Here is a 21193-nt window from a genome sequence, read left to right on the forward strand (position 1 = left end):
ATGTTCGAAGGCTCCGGACATGTTAACGATTGTCGAGATCTCGATCGGGCCTTTGTCGATGCGTCGCTTCGGCGCAGCTTGGCGCACTGCGACACTTGCTAAGCTTGGCCATTGAAGACGATCCGCCCGCGGACGCTCGGCCCCGCGTGGCGAAACGACGCGCTGCGCCTTCGCGAAGATTTGGCGCAGAAAATTGCGTGCGGGTTTCGGATTGGGGCACGCCCGAACGTCGCCAGGCGAAACAGGGGCCGCCATCACCATGTCGAACGGCGGCTAGGAAGCCTTCTAGGCCAGCCTGACGGGAAGCACGGCGCGCACGCCTTCCACGTCGAAGGTCAGCTTGGGCTGGCCGCCGAGATCGGCCGACAGGCCGCGATCCAGCAGCCGGGTGCCGAAGCCCTTGCGGTCGGGAGGGGCCACCGGCGGACCGTCGCGCTCGGCCCAGGTCAGGACCGCCCCGTCGTCGCCGGCGTGGTCCCAGGCGATGGCCACCTTGCCCGCCGGAGTCGACAGCGCCCCGTACTTGGCGGCGTTGGTGGCCAGTTCGTGCACGGCCAGGGCCAGGGAAAGCGCGGTGCTGGCGCCGACCCGCAGGCTGGGTCCGGCGATGCTGACGCGTCCCGGCTCGCGTTCGTCGACGAACGGGGCGACGCCCTGGCGCACGATGTCGTCCAGCGCCGCGCCCTCCCAGCTTTCACGGGTCAGCACGTCGTGGGCGGCGGACATGGCCAGGAGCCGCTCGATCAGCCGCTCGCGCACCCTCACCGGCGCCTCATCGGCCCGCAAGGTCTGGCGGACGATCGACTGGATCGAGGCCAGGGTGTTCTTGACCCGATGGTTCAGCTCGTTGATCAGCAGGCGCTGGCGGGCTTCGGCCGCCTTGGTCTCGGTCATGTCCATGGCCATGCCGATATAGCCCTGGAACTGACCCCGGGCGTCGATCTGCGGCCGGGCGTTGGCCACCATCCAGCGATAGGTTCCGTCGCCGCACCGGAACCGGGCCTCGAAGCTCCAGGGCCGGGGTCCCTCGGGCGCGCCGCGCGCCGCCGCGCGCTTGGCCCCAACCGCGGCGACATCGTCCGGGTGGATCATGCCGATCCAGGCGTCGCCCAGCAGGTCCTGGGCGTCCAGCCCGGCGAACTCGGCGAAGGCCTCGTTGGCGAAGGTGATCCCGCCCTCGGCCGAGGTCATCCAGACCGGGGCTGGCGCCGAGTCGGCCATGGCCCGGAATCGGGCCTCGCCCTCGCGCAGCCGCTCCTCGGCCCGCTTGCGCTCGGTGATGTCGGTATGCACGCCGATCCATTCGCGGATCGAGCCGTCGGCTTCCAGGACGGCGACCGCGCGGACCGCGAAATCGCGCCAGGCGCCGTCGTGGCGACGCACCCGGTGCTCGAAGGTGTAGGGCCCGCCCCGGGCGACGGCGGCCTTCCACGCCTGGAGGGTCGGTTCGACGTCGTCGGGGTGCACCGCCTCGGCCCAGCCGAAGCCGTGATACCGCTCCGGTGTCTGGCCGGTCAGGGCGGACCAGCCGGGTTGCTCGCCGACCATCCGGCCGGAGGCGTCGTTGGTCCACAAAATACCGTCCACCGCGCCGATGGCGGCCCGGAACCGCGCCTCGCTGGCGGCCAGCCGATCATGGACCTCGACGCGGTCGGTGACGTCGCGGATAAAGCCCAGAAAGACCGTCGCGTTCCCCTCCCCGAAAGCGGCCAGCGACACCTCGATCGGAACCTCGACGCCGTCCTTGCGCACCGCCATCAGCTGGGACTTCTGGCGCTCGACGGGCGGTTCGGGCGAGGCCAGGCGCCGGGCCAGGATCTGGCGATAGGCGGCCTGGTGGCGCAGCGGCGCCAGCACCTCGATCAGGCCTCGCCCCAAGACCTCCTCGCGCGGCCAGCCGAAAGCCGCCTCGGCCCGGGCGCTCCAGTCGAGGAGCGCGCCCCGCGGGTCCATGACCACCACGGGGTCGATCGCGGTTCTGAGGATGGGCTGCAGGGCGGCGAGATTCGACATCTGCCCCTCCCCGGCCGACGCGGTCGAAAACAGCTACAGGACGAGCCGGGGACTGTGAATTCCACCGCCCGACGCGGGCGTGGGACCTAATGTCGCAGGCCGGCGCGATCCTAGTGGTCGGCCGCCCGGGCCAGTTTCCAGCGGATCTTGGCGCCCTTCTCCGGGCGGACCTGGCTCTTGAGCACGATGGCCCCGGCCCGCCGCGGGTGGCCGTGATCGAAATGGGCCGAAGCGGCGATGTGGACGTCGACGGCGTCGTTGCGCAGCCACCAGCCCACATTGGACGGCCCCTTGATCAGCACGCTCTTGCCGTCGCGGGCCAGCGAGGCGCGGGCGTCGGGATGCAGGTGGAAGGTGACCGAGAACGGCAGGTAGCGGCGCGGGCCGTCGGGGTTGGCCGAGCCGACGGGCAGAAGACTGTCCTCGCCGCGCAGCTCGTCGGCCTTGATGTCGAGATAGAGGCGCCGGGCGTGGGTCAGGCCCAGGCGCCGCCAGCCGTCGTGGATGACGTCCAGCCAGACGCCGACCTCGGCGTCATGGCGCTTGACCTCCACCTCGGTCGCGCCGTCGATCAACCAGGGGCCCAGGGCCTCGGCCCGCCAGCCCGACAGCGGCCGCCCGGCCGAGCCATCGCCGACCGACACGGTCGAGGCGGCGTCGGACAGACGGAAGGCGTTGGCCCCGGTCGCCTCGGGACTCCAGCCGCAGCTGGTGATCAGCCGGTCCTTGCCGAACACGATCTCGACGGCGGCCGGCTGGGCGCAGGCGGCGACGCTGAGCGCCCCGACCGCCGGCGGGCCGGCGTCGGCCATCACCTGGAGGCTGCCGCCCTGCATCTTCTGATAGCCGACGTGAGGCGCGGCCTGAGGCGGGCGCGGTCCGTGGTCGTCGTGGGCCAGGGCGGCCGCGATCCGCCGCGGCTCGACCGCTTCCCCGCCCTGGAACGCCGCCAGGCAGCCGTCGGCCAGGGTGAAGAACCGCACCGACGAGCTGAGGCGGTCGATGGCCCGCCCCAGGCCCTCGGGCGCGGGACGGCCGCGCTGGCCCAGGGCGTCGTCGAGGGTCAGCAGATCGAACAGCAACTCCAGCCCCGCCTGCGGCGAGCGACTGGCGTGGCCGCCGTCGGGCAGGACCGTGGCGTCCAGCAGGGCGGCCACCCGCTTCAGCCCCTGGACCATCAGCCGGTCGCTGACCTTGCCGGTCAGGGCGCAGCCGGCGATGGCCACGACCACGGCGCGTTCCAGCTTGCGGTCAGGGGCGTCGGAGGCCTTGAGCAGCTGGCGGGCGCCGCGGGCGATGTCCAGCGCCATGGCCGCGATCTCGGCGTCCGACGCCCCCGGCGACAGGGCGCGGGCGGCGCAGGCCAGATGGAACGTGCGGCGTTCCAGGCGCTCGCCGCTCCACGAAAACACGTTCCAGGTTCCGAACACTCGCCGCCAGTCCTGCAGCAGGCGCAGCGCCAGACGGGCCGAGCCGGGGCCCGCCGCCAGCAGGTGCGGCAGCCAGTCGAAGCCATGCAGGGCGGCGGCGAACTGGCGGGTCGGGCTGGGCTGGTCGAACGGATCGCCCGTCTCGCCCAGCCGCAGGACCCCGCCGTCCAGCACCATCAGGCCGTCCAGAAGCTGGCGGCCGCGCTCGGGATCGACCGGGCGCGGGTCGTGCGGGTGGGCGGCTAGGCCGACCGGACGAGGCCGGCTGATCGCGGCCCGATGCGGCGGCGAGCCGAACCATTCCCGCTCGACATTGCCCTTGATCGCCGCGCCCAGCGCCTTGAGGAACACGCCCTTGGTGCGCTTGCCGCGGCCACGGGCCTTGGAGCCGCCGGCCAGGGCGGAGGACTTGCGGGCGGAACCTGTCTCGGGAGCCCCCTCCATGCCGCCGGATCAGCCCCCCTTCAGGGCGCGAATATTGTCGGCATAGGCGGCGGGCCCGCCCTTGAACACCGCCGAGCCGGCGACCAGGGCCGTGGCTCCCGCCGCCACGCACTGCGGGGCCGTGACCGGGGTGACTCCGCCGTCGACCTCGATGATGATGTCGGCGCCCGCCTTGTCGACCATCCGCCGCAGGGCCTCGACCTTGCGCAGCTGGCCGGGGATGAAGCTCTGACCGCCGAAGCCGGGGTTCACCGACATCACCAGCAAAAGGTCGACGTCCTCGAGGATCCATTCGACATGGTCGATCGAGGTCGAAGGGTTGAACACCACCCCGGCCTTGGCCCCCAGCTCGCGGATGCGCTTGAGCGAACGATGCAGGTGGGGACCGGCTTCCGGGTGGATGCTGATCAGGTCGGCGCCGGCGGCGCGAAACGCCTCCAGATAGGGATCGGCCGGGCTGATCATCAGGTGGACGTCGAACGGGATCCTGGCGTGCGGCCGGATGGCTTTGACGATGTCGGGACCCAGCGTGATGTTGGGCACGAAATGGCCGTCCATCACGTCGACATGCACCCAGTCGGCGCCCGCCGCCTCGATGGCGGCGATCTCCTCGCCCAGCCTGGCGAAGTCGGAGGCGAGAATGGAGGGGGCGATCAGCGGCGCGGTCATGCCCATGGCTTAGCGGGCTAAGGCTCGCGCGACAAGCGAGCCCGATGTCAGCATGTTCGCCGGCGCCCTGCGCGCGCTCGAGACGACGAAAGCTGTCATCGGTTCAACCGCCGCCAATCGCCCAAGGCCGCGCTTCGCCAGCCGTACGAAGCTGCACAAGCAGGCAGCTTCGCGCCGCAATCTTTCGCATCAAGCTTAACCGAGCATCGAAGCGATGCAGGGCCTTGTAATGGCTGAGCAAAGCTGTTTGATCAGCCAAAAGCTGATCGCGGCCAACGCCGCAACCCTGAACGGGGGTGTTCGCTTGCGAACCAACCTGAACGATTCCGCAGCTTGCACCATTGCGGCGGCCGCCGCGGACAGGGTGATCGTCAACCTGCAATTTCTTCGCGGAATAGCCGCGCTCTTCGTCGTCGCGGACCATCTTCTGGAACGGTTGGTCAAGCGCGGAGCCTATCCGGCCGAGTATCGCGATCTGGCGTGGTCTCTGGGAACCGTAGGCGTGGAAGTCTTCTTCGCGATCAGCGGGTTCATCATGGTCTACACCATGGCCGACGCCTTCGGCCGGCGTGGCGCGTCCATCGGCTTTCTGATCCGCCGCTACCTGCGAATCGCTCCTCTCTACTATCTGACGACGGTTGCCGCGATCTTGATGACGGCGATCGTCAAGCACGTATCCCCTCAGGGACTCGACCTCGCGAAAAGCCTCGCGTTCATCCCTTACCGAAACGCCGAAGGTCTGTTGCAGCCTGTCTACGCCCTGGGCTGGACGCTGAATTACGAGATGTTCTTCTATGTCGTGTTCGCGATCGCGATGCTTCTACCTTTGCGACTGGGCCTTGCGGCGGTGCTGATCATCTTGAGCAGCCTTGTGGTCGCACCTCTGGCGGGTTGGAATATTTCGTCTGCACCAAGTCAGGTGCAAGACATCTTGGAATTTCTAACCCGGCCGATAATTCTTTACTTTACGCTGGGGATCCTGGTGGCGATCGCCTATCGCCGCGTTGGGCGGCGGGGCGTCGCCCTGCCCGACGCGGTCATTTGCCTCGGAGTCTTTTTGCTTCTGCTGGCCTCGGCGTTGTGGCGTTGGCCTCACGGGCTCTCCATCGGTGCAGCCATAGTGCTTACGACCCTGGTGGGCGCTCTGAAGCCCTCCCCGATGTTCAACGCTCTGGCGCGCACCATCGGCGACGCCTCCTACAGCGTATACCTGACCCACAGTTTCCTGCTGGGAGGGCTGGCGTCCGCCTTCGCTCGCCTCCCGATGCGGGGGTCAGCCTGGTTGATCGCCTATTGCGCCCTGGCTTGCGTCGTTTGCCTGACCGTCGGATGGCTGACCTGGCGCCATGTGGAAACGCCCCTGTCCAGGATCCTGCGGAAAAAGGCGCGACCCGGCGTGATCCTTGCCCAGGGTCGTCCGGCCTAGAGCGAGCGACGAAGCCAAGGCCGCCGCCCCTGCTTCGCGGACGTCAATTTCGGCTAGTTTTTCACGAACCGCGCCGCGAAGAAGCCGTCCAGCCCGCCTTCGCGGTGGTGGGGCAGGATCCGCAGGGTTCCGCGCGGCGTCAGGCTGGCGGCCGGGGCGCCGCCCTCCTCCGAAGCGATCGGGTCCAGGGCGATGTCGGGACGACGGGCCAGGAAGGCCTCGACCTGGGCCTCGCCCTCTTCCGGCTCGAGGGAGCACACGCAATAGACCAGGCGACCGCCGGGCTTCAGCCGGCCCGCGGCGCTGTCGAGCAGGCGGCTCTGGACCGCGGCCAGGCTGGCCACGTCGCCGGGGCGCGCGGCCCACAGCACGTCCGGATGGCGGCGGAAGGTGCCGGTGGCCGAGCACGGGGCGTCCAGCAGCACGGCGTCGAAGCCGCGGGCGTCGTCCCAGGCGCCGGCGTCGGCGGCGACCACCTCGGCGGTCAGGTTCAGGCGAGCCAGATTCTCGGTGACGCGCTGCAAGCGGGCGGCCGAGCGGTCGACGGCGACGGTGGTCGCGCCAGCCGCGGCCAGTTGCAGGGTCTTGCCGCCGGGCGCGGCGCACAGGTCCAGGGCGGTCTGGCCGGGCTGGACGTTCAGCAGACGGGCGGGGATGGCGGCGGCGGCGTCCTGCACCCACCAGGTCCCGTCGTCGAACGCGGGCCAGGTCGAGACGTCGCCCCGGCGCGCGGTGCGCAGCGTGCCGCCCGGCAGGATCTGGCCCTCCAGCGCGACCGCCAGGGCGACCGCGTCGGCGCCAGGCTTCAGCGACAGGTCGGTGGCTGGCTCGAAGTCGATCTGGGCGGCGACGGCGTCGGCGGTCTCCTTGCCCCAGGCGCCAGCCCAGCGGGCGTACAGCCAGGGCGGCGCCAGGTGCTCTGGCTCGGCCGGGGGCGGGCCGTCGCGCAGCAGGCCGCGCAGCACGGCGTTGACCAGGCCCTTGAACGGCCGGCTGGCCTTGTTGGCGCCGGCCAGCTCGACGCTGGTGGCCACGGCGGCGAAGGCGGGGACCTCCAGAAAGAAGGCCTGGGTCGCGCCCAGCCGCAGCAGGTTGCGCACCCGGGGCGGCGGCTCCTTGGCCAGCTTGCCGGCCAGGGTGCGGTCGATGGGCCCAAGATGGCGCAGGGTGGCCATGGCCAGGGCGCGCGCGAAGGCCCGCTCCCGTGGTTCCAGAAAGCGGAAGGCGTTGGCCGAGGCGGCCTCATCGAGGCCGCCGCGCCGCGACAGGGCCGCGTCGATGAGGGCGAGAGCGCCTTCCCGCGCGGGGAGGCCGTCGTTGAGTTCCTGAGTCACTCGCCCGCCGTGCCCAAACGCGACGGCGAGCGCAAGCTTTTTGGCGCCGACGGTGCTAGGAAGACGGTCATGTCCGAGACCGACCTGCCGCCCGGCGCGGCGCCCGACAAGCCGCTCACCCCCGCCGCCCGCCGCGCCCTGGAAGAGGCCGCCGCCCGCCGCGCGGCCGAACAGGCCGCCGCCCTCCCCACCGAGGAAGGCGGCCGCGACGGCCCCGAGCCGACGCGGTTCGGCGACTGGGAGCGCAAGGGCGTGGCGGTCGATTTCTAGAGCAAATCGCGCGACAAGGGAATCGCACAATTTGCTCTAGAATTTTGTTTTCACATCGCTTTTTCGGAAAGCTGGCGTCCACTTTCCCGGGCGATGCTCTAGGCTTGGCTACAGGATGAAATCGCTGTGGACCAGCGACGTGGCGTTGGCCAACAGGATCGAGAAGTCCGCATGGCCGTCGCCGTTGACGTCAGCCTGGACCGTCAGCCCCCCGGCGGTGGCGTCGTAGCGAACCTCGCCCGCCACATGGTGGAAGGCGCTCTGGCCGATGAAGGCGAAGGGATCGTCGAGGCCGCCGGGCACGGGGTCGATGGCCGACAGGTCGATGCGATCGCCCTGGGCGTGCGAGAAGTCGAGGATCCTGTCGACATCGCCGGCGTTGAAGGCGCCGAACACGAACAGGTCCCCGCCCGCACCGCCCTTCAGCACGTCGAAGCCCGCGCCCCCGGCCAGGGTGTCGGCGCCGCTTCCGCCCGTCAGGCTGTTGTTGAAGGCCGAACCGTTCAACCGGACCCCGGCCGTGGCGGCCGCGGCGTCGACATCCTCGAAGCCCGCCACATAGGCCGAACCGCCGCTGATCTGGCTGGTCGAGAAGTTGCCCAGGTTCACGGTGGCGGCGGTGTTGAGGACCAGGGTGTCGCGCCCGGCGCCGCCGTCGATGACGGTGTCGGCGGCGTCGTAGACGATGCGGTCGTCGCCCGCCTCGCCGCGCACCTGGTCGACGCCCGCGCCGCCGTCCAGGACGTCGCCGCCCAGGCCGCCCTTGAGGACGTCGGAGCCCGCTCCGCCCATCAAGGTGTCGGCGCCGCCGCCGCCCGTCAGGCTGTTGTTGAACTGTGAGCCGGTGACGGTGATCCCGGCCGTCGCATCCGTGGCGTCGACACTTTCGAACCCTGTGACATAGGCCGAACCGCCGCTGACCTGGCTGGACGAGAAGTTCTCCAGATGCACCGTGGCGGCCGCCTTCAGGACCAGGGTGTCGCTACCGGCCCCGCCGTCGATGACGGTGTCGGCGGAGTCGTAGACGATGCGGTCGTCGCCCGCCTCGCCGCGCTGCTGGTCCGAACCGATCCCACCATCAAGGAAATCGGCCCCGCCCCCGCCCTTGAGACTATCCGCGCCGCCGCCGCCGACCAGGGTGTCGGCATAGGCGCCGCCCGTCAGCCTGTTGTCCAAGGTCGAGCCGTTCAGGACAACGGCGCCGCTGGCGGCCGAGGCGTCGACGTCCTCGAAATCGGTGACCACGGCGGCCCCGCCAGCGACCTGGTTGACCGAGTCGCCCAGATTGACCGTCGCGCTGGCCTTCAGGACCAGGGTGTCGTGGCCCGCGCCGCCTGAGATGGAGACGGCCGTCCGGTCATAGGTGAGGGTGTCGTCGCCGGACAGGTCGAGCGCTTTAGGCGGCGTGGCGACCTTGTCGACGCTGGCCATGATCGTCGTGGTGGTCGTGCCCGAGCCCTCGACGTGCATGACCTTGGTCGAGCCGTCGAGGTTCCGGGCCCGGACGTCGAGGTCCAGGTTGTTGACGGTCAGCGACCCGGCGCCCGAGACAACCTCCGCCCCCAGCTCGACCGAGGCGACATAATCGGCCGACGAGACCAGCTTCAGCCCTTCGAGCGTCTTGAGGATCCCGGCGATGTCGATCTGGCCCTTGGGCGTGTCCTGGTCGAGGACCACGGCGGTGTAGGTCCAGTCGCCGGTGGTGTTGGCGTAGATCTTGCCGGTGACCGAGCCGTTGGAATAGGTCCCGACCTGCTGGCCGGAGGGGGCGAAGTCGCCCTTGTGCACCCAGACCATCACCTCGCTGGTGACGGTGTCGGCGCCGCCGTTGGGCGTGTCGGTCAGCCAGATGTCGAAGGCGACGTTGAAGCCGCCGGTGTTGCCCTTGTAGCTGACGTCGTAGTCGGCCGTCAGTTGCCCCAGCGTGCTGACCTGGACGGGGAAAACCCCGGCGATGTCGCTGACCTTGTGGCCGCCGCTCATCGGGGCCGGGCCGAAGATCACCTCGGGATAGGCGCGGATGGTCGGATAGGGTTCGGTGACCACCGGGAACGACCAGTTGAAGGTGGTCTTGGAGGTCATGTCCGAGGCGCTGTAGGCGCTGTCGATCGTATAGTTCTGATTGTAGACGAGAGCGCCGGGGTTCCAGACGTTGTTCAGAACGTACCAGCCGTTGGCCGTCCAGGCCGCCCCGGGACCCGTCAGCTGGGCGTAGCCGGCCGGAATGGCGGCGGGATCGGCCTTCAGGCCGAAGTCGTAGGCGGTCAGGCTGGACAGGGCGGTGTCGCGGATCACCAGGCTCTCGCCGTTGGCGAAGCTAAGCTTGACGTCGGCGCCGCTCTGGGTGGCCAGGGTCTTGAGCTGGGCGAAGCTGGTGACGCCGTAGCCGGTCAGCTGGATGACGTCGCTGCCCGGCTTGAAGTTCAGGATAGCGTCGGAGCCGTTGCCGGCGGCCACCTTGAAAAGGTCCCCGCCCGCGCCGCCGACCAGGACGTCATCACCGCCCAGGCCGTTCAGCGTCGCGCCGACGGTCCCCGCCACGATGATGTTGTTGAGGGCGTTGCCGGTCCCGGCGGTCGAACCGGCCGAGTTCAGCAGAAGGTTCTCGACATTGGCCGCCAGCGTCACCGGACCCCAGAACCGGGCGTCGACGGTGTCGATCCCTTCGCCGGCCTTCTCGACCACGACCGAAGTGTTGTCCCACAGATAGTAGGTGTCGTCGCCCGCGCCGCCGATCAGCGTATCGCCGCCCGAGCCGTGGAACACGTCGTTCTTGCTCGATCCGAGCTGGGTTTCCTTGGCCGTGCTGTTGGCCACCCAGTTGCTGGGCGAGCCCGAGAGCAACAGCTCGGGCCCCTTGGCGGTGATATACTTGGACATTGTACCCCTCCGAACGAGGGAGGGTCTAAGCGTCGCACGCTGAACGATGAGTAGAACTTCGTGATTAATCTAAGATTACGATAGTATAATGGATTGTTAAATCCACAACCTTACCGAAAGCTCCGCCAAGATTTCGCCTCACGCAGTGGTCCAATTCCAACATTTACGGCACACCACGAGATATACTGAGGAAATAGCGAATTCCGAAAAGTATAGGCGAGCATCCAACGATGCTCAGGGCGAACGAAGATCAAAAGCACAGCAGAGCGGCCAAAGAGTCGCCGATGTTCGGGCGTCATGAATCGCTCTCGGCCGAGGCCGGCGCGCGCCCTCGCTGCTTGCCCAGGGAACGGCGACGGCGCGCCGTTTTGTCGCGCCGTTCGGGACGGTCGATCGTGCGGCGAGCGCGGCCTCAGGCCTCGGCCATCTCGGCCACCACCTTCAGCGCCGCCTCGCGCGGGTCGTTGGCCGCCGTGATCGGACGGCCGCAGACCAGGTGGCTGGCGCCGGCCTTCAGGGCGTCGGCCGGGGTGGCGGCGCGAGCCTGGTCGTTCTTGGCCGACCAGTACGGGCGCACGCCCGGCGTCACCACCAGGAAGTCCGGACCGGCGATCTCGCGGGCCAGGGCGGCCTCGTGGGGGGACGAGACGATGCCGTCGACGCCGCAGTCCACCGCCTGGCGGATCCGCCGCGCCACCAGGTCGCGGGCGCTGAACGCATAGCCAAGTTCGATCAGGTCGGCGTCGTTCAGGCTGGTCAGCACGGTGACGGCCAGGATCTTCAGGTCCGAGCCGCCCTTGGCCTTGACCGCCGATTGCATCACCTGCGGCTCGGCGTGGACCGTCAGCAGGTCGCAGCCGGCTCCGGCCAGCACCCGGGCCGAACGTTCGACGGTCGCGCCGATGTCGTGCAGCTTCCAGTCCAGGAAGATCGACTTGCCCTCGCCCTTCAGGTCGCGGGCCAGGGCCATGCCGTCGGTGGCCAACAGCTCCAGCCCGATCTTGTAGAACGACACCGCGTCGCCGAGCCTGTCGACCATGGCCCGGGCTTCGGCGACACTGGGCAGGTCGAGCGGCAGGATCAGGCGCGGATCGGCGGTCATGGGCGTTCCCCGGGGTGTGGCGCGCACGTCCGCATCACCCTAAGAAGGGTGCGGATCCGCGCGAATTGAAAGCTAAGCACCCCGAATGAGCCAGGCCGAGCTCGCCGTCAACTTCTTCGTCGCCCTGTTCGCCCTGATCGACCCGATCGGCAACGTGCCGCTGTTCGCCGCCGCCACCCTGGGCGCGGCCGCCGCCGGCCGACGGATGGTGGCGGTCTATATCGGCCTGTTCGTCGCGGCCTTCCTGATCTTCTTCTATTTCACCGGCGTGTCGCTGCTGGAGTTCTTCGGCATCTCGATGCCGGCCTTCCGCATCGCCGGCGGCATCATCCTGTTCATCCTGGGCCTGGACATGGTGCGCGACGACTTCACCACCATGTTCGCCGACGCGGCCGAGGGCGTTGAGGGCCAGTCGGCCCGGGTCTACGCCAGGCAGCGGTTCGAGCGGCTGATCGTTCCGTTCGCCATGCCGCTGCTGATCGGGCCGGGCGCGATCTCGACGGTGATCATCTACGCCAGCGAGGCCAAAAGCTTCGGCTTGGCGGGCATGGCCATCGGCTGCGGAGTGATCGCGGCCGTGGCGCTGGTGCTGGTGGCCACCTTCTGGGCCTCGCCGATCATCAGCCGGGTGCTGGGCCGGATCGGCATGAGCATCGTGGTGCGGGTGCTGGGCCTGATCCTCTGCGCCCTGGCGGTGCAGTTCGTGCTGATCGGCGTGGGCGACGCGACGCGCGGCCTGATCCGGGCCGACGCCAAGGCGCCGTACACGGAGCATCGGTAGGGCCGATCAAACCTTTCTGAACCGCGACCCCTGGCTGGCCATCAGCGCCAGGGCCCAGTCGTCGGGAATCAGCTTGGCCAGCACGGCGATGGCCTTGTTGGGCGAGCCCGGCACGCAGATCGCACGGTTGGCCTCGGCGGCCTCGTAGCCCGCCGCGGCCACCTCGTCGGCGCCCAGCCACAGCCAGGCCGGCAAGCTCTGGCTGACCTGGGCCCGGGTGCCGTTGACGTCGTGGAATTCCGAATAGGTGAAGCCCGGGCACAGGGCCGAGACGTGGACCCCGGCGTCTTGCGTCTCCAGGTGCAGGCTCTGGGAGAACTTCACCAGGAAGCTCTTGGTCGCCGCATAGAGGGTATGGCCGGCCGCGCCCGGCGCCAGGCCGGCCAGCGAGGCGACGTTGACGATCCGGCCGAAGCCGCGCTCGATCATGCCCGGCAGCACCTTGTGCGTCAGGCCGCAGACCGAAACCAGCAGCACCTGCAGGAAGGCGGCCTGGTCGGTCCACTGGGTCTGGGCGTAGGCGCCCGGCAGGCCATAGCCGGCGTTGTTGACCAAGGCGTCGACCACCCGGCCCTCGGCCTCGATGGCGGCCAGCACCTGGTCGACGGCCCCGACCTCCCCCAGGTCGGCGGCGATCGGATAGGCCTCGACCCCGAACCGCAGGCGGATCTCGGCGGCCAGGGACTCCAGCCGGTCCAGCCGGCGCGCGGTCAGGGCCACGTCATAGCCGTGGCTGGCGTAGATGCGGGCGAAGGCGGCCCCGATGCCGGCGGAGGCGCCGGTGATCAGGGCGAGGCGGCGGGCCATGCGGCGTGTGTCCAGAGCAACGCGGTTCAACGTCACCAGACCAAGCACGACCGTCGATTTGGTTCAAGCGCGCCCGGGACCAGCCCCCGTCCTGAGCCTGGAAAGGAGGGAGGGGGCGCTCGGGCTCAAGCGCCCCCTCGGCGGCGCCGGAGCGCCGCGGGGCCCGTCCTTCGGGCTGGGGGACCGGAAGGACGGGCGGACCTCTCGTTAGGCGGCTTCGCTGAGCGCCGGTTGGGCGCCGCGCGTCCAACGGACGGCGGCCTCGGCGATGCGCACGCCGAACAGGCGGGCGGTCTCGCGATCGCCGGCCGGCGGGGTGATCTCCGGCGAGGCATTGTCCGACTGGGCGGCCAGGCCGATGAACGAGCCGACGCGGTTTAGCGTGTCGGGGCCGCGCTCGGCGGCCGTGACTCCGGGAGGGGCCAGGCCCAGGTTCACCCAGTTCATGCCGTGCTGGGCGGCCAGGATGGTCAGGCTTTCCAGCGCATGGCCCTTGTCGCCCGCGAAGCTGTGGGAGTTGGTGAAGCCGGCGGCCAGCTTGTCTTTCCAGGCGCCGGTGAAGAACACCCCGGCGGTAGCGTCGGCGAACACTTTGAACACGCCAGAGACGTCGCCCATGTAGGTCGGCGCGCCGAACACCACGGCGTCGGCCGCGGTGATTTCCTCGATGATCGGCGCGAAGTCCTGCGCCGCGTTGTCGATCTTCAGCACCACCGGGGTCTGGCCGGCGTCGCGGACGCCTTCGGCGATCTTGTCGGCCAGGACGGCGGTGTGGCCGTAGCCCGAGTGGTAAACGATGGCGACCTTGGTCATTGTCGTGAGCCCTGGAATGGTTGCGGCTTCGCAACTGAAACCGTGTCGATTACGTATGTGCGGCCATGGCGTTTTCCAGGGCATCAGCAACCGACGTTGGTGCAGTTATTCTGCAAGCCGATTTAGCGGCGATGACTCCGCCCTACGCCGCCGCCTCGACGGTCGCGCTGTTCAGGAGGTCGGCGACCGAGATCTGCGACAGACGGTCGGCGACGGCCGTGTCGGCGGCGATCATCGCCCCGCGCACGGCGTCGGGGATCTTCTCGCCGACCGGGCAGCCCTTGACGCCCTTGGGGGCGACGCCGAGGTGGGCGCAGCCGTTCACGGCCCGCAGCACGACATCCAGGGTGATGGCCTCAGGCGCCTTCAACAGCCAGGCCCCGCCATTGGCCCCGGCCCGCGCGCCGATCAGCCCCGCCTTGCCCAGCATGGCCGTCACGCGACGCACCACAACCGGGTTGGTCGGGACCGAGGCGGCCAGCTCGGCGCTGGCCACGGCGCGGTCCGCCGAGAACGCCTTCTTGTGCGCCAGATAGGCCAAGGCGTGCGCGGCGACGGGGAATTTCTGACTGTCGGACATTTTTCTATGACAGGACCCTAAGGGCGTCGCTCGCGCGTTCAACCAAAAACTATCGTCGTCGTCGGGCGTCAGGTCGCGATTGAACCCGAGCGGGATTGGGTGTATCGCGCCCCGCTTGATCGATATGGGGCTCCGCGCCGCGTTTTGCGAGGGCGACCCCGGAGGGATTGAATGGCTTCCGAAGCCTCTGGCGCGCCCGCTTCCGACAGCGCCGCCCCCAACGCCGCCCTGTGCGATGTCCCTCCGCAAGCCGGCCATGACCTGAAAGGGCACAGCTTCCTGGCGCTGGCGCTCGGCGCCGTGGGCGTGGTGTTCGGCGACATCGGGACCAGCCCGCTCTACGCCATGCGCGAGGCGCTCGCCCATTCGCGCAGCACCACCGCCACCGAGCACGCCGTGCTGGGCGTCGTGTCGCTGGTGTTGTGGACCCTGACCCTGTTCGTCACGATCAAGTACGTGATCTTCTTCATGCGGGCCGACAACAAGGGCGAGGGCGGCACCCTGGCCCTGATGGCCCTGGCCCAGAAGGCGCTGGGCAAGGTCGGCAACAAGCGCTCGACCGCTGTGTTCTTCCTGGGCGTGATCGGCGCGGCCCTGTTCTACGGCGACGGCATCATCACCCCGGCCATTTCGGTGCTGTCGGCGGTGGAGGGCATGAAGGACGCGCCGCACGTCGGCCACGCCCTGTCGTCCTACGTGCTGCCGATCTCGGCGGGGATTCTGGTGGCCCTGTTCCTGGTCCAGGCCAAGGGCACCCACCGGATGGCCGCCCTGTTCGGACCGGTGATGGCCGCCTGGTTCCTGATCCTGGGCGCCCTGGGCCTGTTCCACCTGGTCGACGACCTGTCGATCCTGCGCGCCTTCAATCCCTGGTACGGCCTGCGCTTCCTGCTTGAGAACGGCTTTCTGGGCTTCGTGATCCTGGGCAGCGTGTTCCTGGCGGTGACCGGGGCCGAGGCCCTGTACGCCGACATGGGCCACTTCGGCAAAAGCCCGATCCGCGCGGCCTGGCTGTACCTGGCCTTCCCCTGCCTGGCCCTGAACTATCTGGGCCAGGGCTCGCTGGTGCTGGACCACCCCGCCTCGCGGCACAATCCGTTCTGGGACATGGTCCCGACCTTCGCCTACTGGCCGGTGCTGCTGATGGCCACGGTGGCCACGGTGATCGCCAGCCAGGCGGTGATCACCGGCGCCTTCTCGATGACCCAGCAGGCGGTGCAGTTGGGCCTGTTGCCGCGCCTGGACATCAAGCGCACCTCCGAGACCCAGGCCGGCCAGATCTACGTACCGTCGGTCAACACCTTCCTGCTGGTCGGCGTGCTGATCCTGCTGGTGATGTTCCAGAGCTCGCACAAGCTGGCCTCGGCCTATGGCATCGCCGTGACCGGCGCGATGTTCGTCGACACCCTGCTGGCCTATGTGGTGCTGCGCCTGGTGTGGAAGTGGAGCCTCTGGCAGACCGCCGCCCTGCTGATCCCGCTGGCGATGATCGACATGGTGTTCATCGCCTCGAACATGCTGAAGATCCCGGACGGCGCCTGGCTGCCGCTGGCCTTCGGGGCGGTGCTGGTGCTGATCATGTGGACCTGGACGCGCGGCGCCCAGATCCTGACCGACAAGACCCGCCGCGACAGCGTGCCCCTGGTTGACCTGATGGAGATCCTGCGGGCCCGCGCGCCCCACCGCGCGCCCGGCACGGCGATCTTCCTGACTTCCGATCCGGACATGACCCCGGTCGCCCTGATGCACAACCTCAAGCACAACAAGGTGCTGCACGAGCGCAACGTGATCCTGACCGTCCGCACGGCCGAGACGCCCCGCGTCGCCGACGAGGACCGCGTCCGCACCCAGGCGATCAACGCCGACTTCAAGAAGGTCGAGATCTATTACGGCTTCATGGAAAGCCCGAACGTGCCCAAGGCCCTGGCCATCCTGCGCAAGCAGCAGGGGCTGAAGTTCGACATCATGGCCACCAGCTTCTTCCTGGGCCGCCGGTCGATTGTGCCGTCGGCCAACAGCGGCATGCCGCTGTGGCAGGACCGGATCTTCATCTTCCTGATGAAGAACGCCACCAACCCGACCGACTTCTTCAAGATCCCGCCCGGCCGGGTCGTCGAGCTGGGCGCGCAGGTGACGGTCTAGGATGAACATCCTCGGCGTCATCGGCGACGTGCTGTGGCTGCTGGCCCTGTCGATCATGGGCGGGGCCTCGCGCATGGCCTGGGGCAAGGTCAAGGACGTGCTGGTGCCGATGCTGTGGTCGCCGTCGGGCAAGACCCTGTGGCGGGCGCCCCGCGCCGTGGCCCTGGCCTCGGTTCCCACCCTCGCCTTCCTGCTCAGCCTTTGGCTGCTGGTCGAAAGCCGCCGTCCGGCCGAGCTGAACGTCGCGATCATCCTGCTGTGCGTGCGCGCCATCGTGGCGGCGATCTTCGCGGTGGTCCACCTGACCCAGGTGCGCCGGGCCCTCAACCAGCTGGCCGCCGAAGGCCAGATCAGGCTCTGACATCAGAACTTCGCAGGGCGCCGTTTCAATAGCGACGAAACCGCGCTAAACGCGCCCCCGACTTTGTGTTTCCTTCGGAAGGACCCCGCTCATGGCCGCCAAGCCCGTGAAGAAGGTCGTGCTCGCCTATTCGGGCGGCCTCGACACCTCGATCATCCTCAAGTGGCTGCAGACCGAATACGGGGCGGAGGTCGTCACCTTCACCGCCGACCTGGGCCAGGGCGAGGAGATCGAGCCGGCGCGCGCCAAGGCCCTGGCCGCCGGCGTCAAGCCGGAGAACATCTTCATCGAGGACGTGCGCGAGGAGTTCGTGCGCGACTTCGTGTTCCCGATGTTCCGGGCCAACACGGTCTATGAGGGCCAGTACCTGCTGGGCACCTCGATCGCCCGCCCGCTGATCGCCAAGAAGCAGATCGAGATCGCCCGCAAGACCGGCGCCGACGCCGTCAGCCACGGCGCGACCGGCAAGGGCAACGACCAGGTCCGCTTCGAGCTGGGCTATTACGGCCTGGAGCCCGACATCCACGTGATCGCCCCGTGGCGCGAGTGGGACTTCAAGTCCCGCGAGGCCCTGCTGGACTTCGCCGAGAAGCACCAGATCCAGATCGCCAAGGACAAGCGCGGCGAGGCCCCGTTCAGCGTCGACGCCAACCTGCTGCACTCGAGCTCGGAAGGTAAGGTCCTGGAGGACCCGGCCGTCGAGGCCCCCGAGTTCGTCCACATGCGCACGATCGCGCCGGAAGACGCGCCGGACAAGCCGACCGCCATCACCATCGACTTCGAAAAGGGCGATCCCGTCGCCATCGACGGCGTGGCCATGAGCCCGGCCACCCTGCTGACCAAGCTCAACGAGCTGGGCCGCGACAACGGGATCGGTCGCCTGGACCTGGTCGAGAACCGCTTCGTCGGCATGAAGTCGCGCGGCGTCTACGAGACCCCCGGCGGCACGATCCTGCTGGCCGCCCACCGCGGCGTCGAGTCGATCACGCTCGACCGCGGCGCGATGCACCTGAAGGACGAGCTGATGCCGAAATATGCGTCGCTGGTCTACAACGGCTTCTGGTTCTCGCCCGAGCGCGAGATGCTGCAGGCCGCCATCGACTACAGCCAGCAGAAGGTCAGCGGCCAGGTGCGCGTCAAGCTCTACAAGGGCAACGTCACCGTCATCGGCCGCACCAGCCCCTACAGCCTCTACGACCAGGACCTGGTCACCTTCGAGGAGGGTAAGGTCGCCTACGACCACCGCGACGCCGGCGGCTTCATCAAGCTCAACGCCCTGCGCCTGCGCGTCCTGGCCAAGCGCGACAAGCGCGAAGGCTAGGGCTGACGGCCCATCGAGACGACAAAGCCCCGCCGGCGACGGCGGGGCTTTTTATTGGCCCGTGACGCTGGCGGAGGCAGCCGCCGCCGAGAGCAGGGGTGGCTTGAACGCGCTCGCCGGGCTAACACCCCGGCATGGCGCGAACCAAGCAAAGTCCTGAACTCGAGATCGAAGTCGATGGCGAGCCCTTCCTCTGGCGGCTCCATCGCCAGCCCGGCTGGTCCAGCGACGCCCCGGTGCTGCACGGGATGGCCATCGCCGTGCGTCACGCGGAGGGGCAGCGCGAGGCGGTGATCGAGTTCCCGCCCGGCCCGCACCCCCGGTACGGCGCGCCGCTCCTGAAGGCCTCGCAGATCGCCCCCGCGTTGGTGGCCAGGGCCATCGCATCGGCCATCGCGGCCGGATGGGACCCTCTGTCCCGCGGCAAGACCGTCGCCATCGTCGTGGATGCGACCGGAGCCTGACCTGGCCCCAAAAGAGGGCCTTAGCCCTCGTCCGTCACTTGACGTCGCCAGGCCGGTAGCTTCGCTCGACATGGCCGGCCAGTTGGTCCGGGTAGAAATAGACCATCCGCAGGTCGCCCTTGGCGTAGCGCTGGGCCTGGTCGGCGAAGTGCGGGGACTCGGGATCGCCGCTTTCGCCGCCGGCCGATACGGCTAGCGCCTTCACCCGCGATCCGAACTCGACCCCCGCCACGAAGCTGTTGCCGCTGGTGCCGTAGTACTTCTTCGTGCCCGGATAACGCTTGGCCCCGAACGAGGCCAGCGAGCCCCACTGGCCCGAGGTGAAGGGCACGGCGATCGAGGGCTTGGCGTCATCGAAGGTCTGGACGATGGCCCCGTCGTTGCGCTGGAAGCGGTTGATCCGGCCCCAGGGCGTGCGCCAGTCGCCGAAGTCGGCCGCCAGCCGGTCCGAGGCCTGGGCCAGGGCCGCCAGCTTCTGGGCCGGCGTCGTCCGCTCGGCCATGTACGTGTAGACCGACACGCCCTGCGCCTTGGCCGGCGCCGCCGACTTGGCCCACAGGGCCTCGCCCCAGAACACCGCCAGCGAGGTCTCGGTGGAGCCCTCCGACCATTTCAGGTCCCAGGCCTTCAACGCCGCCATCTGGTCGCCCAGCCGCGCCTTGACCGGATCGCCGTCCGGCGTCTGGTCATAGGCCTTGGACAGGGCCGGGATGAGATCGGCGAAGGCGGTCAGGTAGGGATCGTAGGCCGCCTCGATCAGGGTCGGCAGGGTGAAGTCCTTGCGGGCGCTCAGCACGCGGGCGGCATGGATCCCGCGCGGCGTCTCGCCGACGCTGTCCATGTAGCGCGGGAAGTCGGCCTGCCTGGGGCTGTAGGGCCCGGCCGCCGAATAGGGCCAGTTGTTGGTGTTCATCAGCCAGCCGTTCGGCGGGTTCTTCAGGTGCGGCGCCTCGGACAGGGCGTGCAGACCCTTCCAATCGGTCGCGGGATCGGAGCCGTCGACCGGCTTGGTGTAGTCGAAGCGGTCGTCGCGGCGGGGGATGAACTGCGGGTGCAGATAGGCCACCTCGCCCTTGTCGTCGGCGAACAGGGTGTTGTTCGAGGAATTGGCCTTCAGCTCGGCCACCTTCAGGAAGCCGGCGTAGTCGGTCGCCTTGGTGCGCAGGAACGACTGCTCCAGGGCCTCGACCGGCCGGTACATCATGGCGAAGGCCACCCACTTGCCGTCGGCCGCGCGGACGATCGGGCCGTGATGGGTGCGGTAGACGGTGAAGGTCCGACGGGCCAGGGCGCCGTCGGCGGCCTTGTAGGCGACCTCGACGGTCGAGGTGGTCACTGGCCGGTCCTCGGCGCCGTACCGGTAGAACAGCTTGCCGTCCTTGCGGACCAGGGTCTCGGCGAATTCGTCGACCACGTCGACCGTGCTGGAGGTGTGCATCCAGCCGGCATGGGCGTTGAAGCCCTGGTAGATGAAGAACTGGCCCCAGGTCGCCGCGCCATAGGCGTTCAGCCCCGCGTCGCTGGTCATCTGCAGCTCGGAGCGGAAGAAGAACGAGGTGTGCGGGTTGATCAGCAGCAGGGCGTGGCCGTCCCGGGTGTTGGAGGGCGCGATGGCGAAGCCGTTGGAGCCGGTGGGCTCGCGGAATTCCACCGCCTGGGCCAGTTCGCGAGCCCGGACCTCGGCCGAGGCCTGGAGCTGGGGCTTGCCGTAGAAGGCCTCCAGTTCGCCCAGCGAGATCCGCTCGACGTCGCCGCCGATGCTGCCCTCGGTGAAGCTCAGCGCCATCCAGGGCTCAAACCGGGTGATGACCTTCGGCTTCACCTGCGGATGCGTCGCCAGGTAGAAGTTCAGCCCGTCGGCCCAGGCGTCCATCAGGGCCTTCAGCCAGGCGGGGCTCGCGGCGTAGCGGGCCTTCAGGTCGGCGGGATCGACGAACAGCCGCATCCGCAGGTCCTGCCAGATCGCCGCCTCGCCCTCGGCTTCGGCCGTACGGCCCAGATTGGTCAGGTAGTTGGCCTCGATGCGCGGGAAATCGTCCTCGGCCTGGGCGTAGACCATGCCGAACACCGCGTCGGCGTCGCTCTTGCCGTGCACATGGGCGATCCCCCAGTCGTCCCGCGTGATCTGGACCCGGGCGGCGACGGTGCGCTGGCGGGCCAGGTCGCCGGCGGGCTGGGCGGCCAGGGCCGGCCCGGCGAGCGCGGCGCAGGCGGCCGACAGCAGCAATAGGTTTCCGATCCGCAAGATGCACCCTCCCGATCACGACCGGACCGTCGGGCGCCGCCGCGACCTTGTCCAGGCCCGCCGGGAGGCCGGGCACGATCCGGCCCGTTTCGCGCGAAAGATCGTCAGCAG

17 protein-coding genes are annotated in these 21193 nt (G+C 69.1%); 7 read left to right on the forward strand and 10 right to left on the reverse strand.

Translation table 11 applies throughout. From position 1 onward, the window contains the following. Positions 1–285: 285 nt before the first annotated feature. The 3 genes from EV278_RS16365 to rpe form a co-directional block, all read right to left on the reverse strand. The gene (locus tag EV278_RS16365; protein ID WP_132093728.1) at positions 286–2013 is read right to left on the reverse strand and encodes a PAS domain S-box protein; all 1728 of its coding nucleotides are present in this window, start codon (positions 2011–2013) and stop codon (positions 286–288) included. A 110-nt stretch (positions 2014–2123) separates the two neighbouring features. Next, entirely contained in the window at positions 2124–3887 is a 1764-nt protein-coding gene (locus tag EV278_RS16370; protein ID WP_132093730.1) for a heparinase II/III family protein, read from the reverse strand. Positions 3888–3896: 9 nt separating this feature from the next. Then, complete coding sequence (gene rpe, locus EV278_RS16375) at positions 3897–4556, reverse strand: ribulose-phosphate 3-epimerase (RefSeq protein WP_132093733.1); 660 nt, start codon at positions 4554–4556, stop codon at positions 3897–3899. A 229-nt stretch (positions 4557–4785) separates the two neighbouring features. Between rpe and EV278_RS16380 the strand changes: the two genes are divergently transcribed. Continuing rightward, entirely contained in the window at positions 4786–5982 is a 1197-nt protein-coding gene (locus EV278_RS16380; protein ID WP_165916671.1) for an acyltransferase, read from the forward strand. Between the two features lie 53 nt (positions 5983–6035). On the opposite strand, the gene EV278_RS16385 is transcribed toward EV278_RS16380, so the two are convergent. After that, on the reverse strand, positions 6036–7316 hold the full coding sequence (locus tag EV278_RS16385; RefSeq protein WP_132093739.1) for an RsmB/NOP family class I SAM-dependent RNA methyltransferase: 1281 nt from the start codon (positions 7314–7316) through the stop codon (positions 6036–6038). 69 nt (positions 7317–7385) lie between these two features. On the opposite strand from EV278_RS16385, the gene EV278_RS16390 reads away from it, so the two are divergent. After that, positions 7386–7586: a DUF1674 domain-containing protein gene (locus tag EV278_RS16390; RefSeq protein ID WP_132093742.1), complete on the forward strand. Its 201-nt coding sequence runs from the start codon at positions 7386–7388 to the stop codon at positions 7584–7586. A 108-nt stretch (positions 7587–7694) separates the two neighbouring features. Here the strand turns inward: EV278_RS16390 and EV278_RS16395 are convergent, their stop codons facing one another. Both EV278_RS16395 and pyrF read right to left on the reverse strand, forming a co-directional pair. Further along, positions 7695–10466, reverse strand: a complete 2772-nt coding sequence (locus tag EV278_RS16395; RefSeq protein WP_132093745.1) for a hypothetical protein — start codon at positions 10464–10466, stop codon at positions 7695–7697. A gap of 412 nt (positions 10467–10878) precedes the next feature. After that, positions 10879–11568: an orotidine-5'-phosphate decarboxylase gene (pyrF, locus tag EV278_RS16400; protein WP_132093748.1), complete on the reverse strand. Its 690-nt coding sequence runs from the start codon at positions 11566–11568 to the stop codon at positions 10879–10881. A gap of 85 nt (positions 11569–11653) precedes the next feature. Between pyrF and EV278_RS16405 the strand changes: the two genes are divergently transcribed. After that, entirely contained in the window at positions 11654–12349 is a 696-nt protein-coding gene (locus EV278_RS16405) for a MarC family protein (RefSeq protein WP_132093751.1), read from the forward strand. A 6-nt stretch (positions 12350–12355) separates the two neighbouring features. On the opposite strand, the gene EV278_RS16410 is transcribed toward EV278_RS16405, so the two are convergent. From EV278_RS16410 to EV278_RS16420, 3 genes are all read right to left on the reverse strand, one after another. Beyond that, entirely contained in the window at positions 12356–13156 is an 801-nt protein-coding gene (locus EV278_RS16410; RefSeq protein ID WP_132093754.1) for an SDR family oxidoreductase, read from the reverse strand. Positions 13157–13363: 207 nt separating this feature from the next. Then, positions 13364–13969 (reverse strand): flavodoxin family protein, encoded by a 606-nt coding sequence (locus tag EV278_RS16415; protein ID WP_132093757.1) that lies wholly within the window; start codon positions 13967–13969, stop codon positions 13364–13366. Between the two features lie 142 nt (positions 13970–14111). Then, entirely contained in the window at positions 14112–14549 is a 438-nt protein-coding gene (locus EV278_RS16420; protein WP_132093760.1) for an Rrf2 family transcriptional regulator, read from the reverse strand. A gap of 171 nt (positions 14550–14720) precedes the next feature. On the opposite strand from EV278_RS16420, the gene EV278_RS16425 reads away from it, so the two are divergent. From EV278_RS16425 to EV278_RS16440, 4 genes are all read left to right on the forward strand, one after another. Next, complete coding sequence (locus EV278_RS16425) at positions 14721–16691, forward strand: potassium transporter Kup (protein ID WP_132093761.1); 1971 nt, start codon at positions 14721–14723, stop codon at positions 16689–16691. Position 16692: 1 nt separating this feature from the next. Further along, on the forward strand, positions 16693–17052 hold the full coding sequence (locus EV278_RS16430) for a hypothetical protein (protein ID WP_132093762.1): 360 nt from the start codon (positions 16693–16695) through the stop codon (positions 17050–17052). Between the two features lie 91 nt (positions 17053–17143). Then, on the forward strand, positions 17144–18373 hold the full coding sequence (locus tag EV278_RS16435; RefSeq protein ID WP_132093763.1) for an argininosuccinate synthase: 1230 nt from the start codon (positions 17144–17146) through the stop codon (positions 18371–18373). Between the two features lie 134 nt (positions 18374–18507). Beyond that, positions 18508–18837, forward strand: coding sequence for a hypothetical protein (locus EV278_RS16440; protein ID WP_132093764.1), 330 nt, complete (start codon positions 18508–18510; stop codon positions 18835–18837). 34 nt (positions 18838–18871) lie between these two features. Here EV278_RS16440 and EV278_RS16445 read toward each other — a convergent pair whose 3' ends face one another. After that, positions 18872–21082: a penicillin acylase family protein gene (locus EV278_RS16445; protein ID WP_243692223.1), complete on the reverse strand. Its 2211-nt coding sequence runs from the start codon at positions 21080–21082 to the stop codon at positions 18872–18874. Between the last annotated feature and the right edge of the window lie 111 nt (positions 21083–21193).

The sequence above is a fragment of the Caulobacter sp. BK020 genome (assembly GCF_004342605.1).
GTDB lineage: Bacteria > Pseudomonadota > Alphaproteobacteria > Caulobacterales > Caulobacteraceae > Caulobacter.

Coding starts and splice junctions, on each gene's coding strand:
- EV278_RS16365 (WP_132093728.1), bottom strand. CDS start 2,013: ATGTCGAATCTCGCCGCCCTGCAGCCCATCCTCAGAACCGCGATCGAC.
- EV278_RS16370 (WP_132093730.1), bottom strand. CDS start 3,887: ATGGAGGGGGCTCCCGAGACAGGTTCCGCCCGCAAGTCCTCCGCCCTG.
- rpe (WP_132093733.1), bottom strand. CDS start 4,556: ATGACCGCGCCGCTGATCGCCCCCTCCATTCTCGCCTCCGACTTCGCC.
- EV278_RS16380 (WP_165916671.1), top strand. CDS start 4,786: ATGGCTGAGCAAAGCTGTTTGATCAGCCAAAAGCTGATCGCGGCCAAC.
- EV278_RS16390 (WP_132093742.1), top strand. CDS start 7,386: ATGTCCGAGACCGACCTGCCGCCCGGCGCGGCGCCCGACAAGCCGCTC.
- EV278_RS16395 (WP_132093745.1), bottom strand. CDS start 10,466: ATGTCCAAGTATATCACCGCCAAGGGGCCCGAGCTGTTGCTCTCGGGC.
- pyrF (WP_132093748.1), bottom strand. CDS start 11,568: ATGACCGCCGATCCGCGCCTGATCCTGCCGCTCGACCTGCCCAGTGTC.
- EV278_RS16405 (WP_132093751.1), top strand. CDS start 11,654: ATGAGCCAGGCCGAGCTCGCCGTCAACTTCTTCGTCGCCCTGTTCGCC.
- EV278_RS16410 (WP_132093754.1), bottom strand. CDS start 13,156: ATGGCCCGCCGCCTCGCCCTGATCACCGGCGCCTCCGCCGGCATCGGG.
- EV278_RS16415 (WP_132093757.1), bottom strand. CDS start 13,969: ATGACCAAGGTCGCCATCGTTTACCACTCGGGCTACGGCCACACCGCC.
- EV278_RS16420 (WP_132093760.1), bottom strand. CDS start 14,549: ATGTCCGACAGTCAGAAATTCCCCGTCGCCGCGCACGCCTTGGCCTAT.
- EV278_RS16425 (WP_132093761.1), top strand. CDS start 14,721: ATGGCTTCCGAAGCCTCTGGCGCGCCCGCTTCCGACAGCGCCGCCCCC.
- EV278_RS16430 (WP_132093762.1), top strand. CDS start 16,693: ATGAACATCCTCGGCGTCATCGGCGACGTGCTGTGGCTGCTGGCCCTG.
- EV278_RS16435 (WP_132093763.1), top strand. CDS start 17,144: ATGGCCGCCAAGCCCGTGAAGAAGGTCGTGCTCGCCTATTCGGGCGGC.
- EV278_RS16440 (WP_132093764.1), top strand. CDS start 18,508: ATGGCGCGAACCAAGCAAAGTCCTGAACTCGAGATCGAAGTCGATGGC.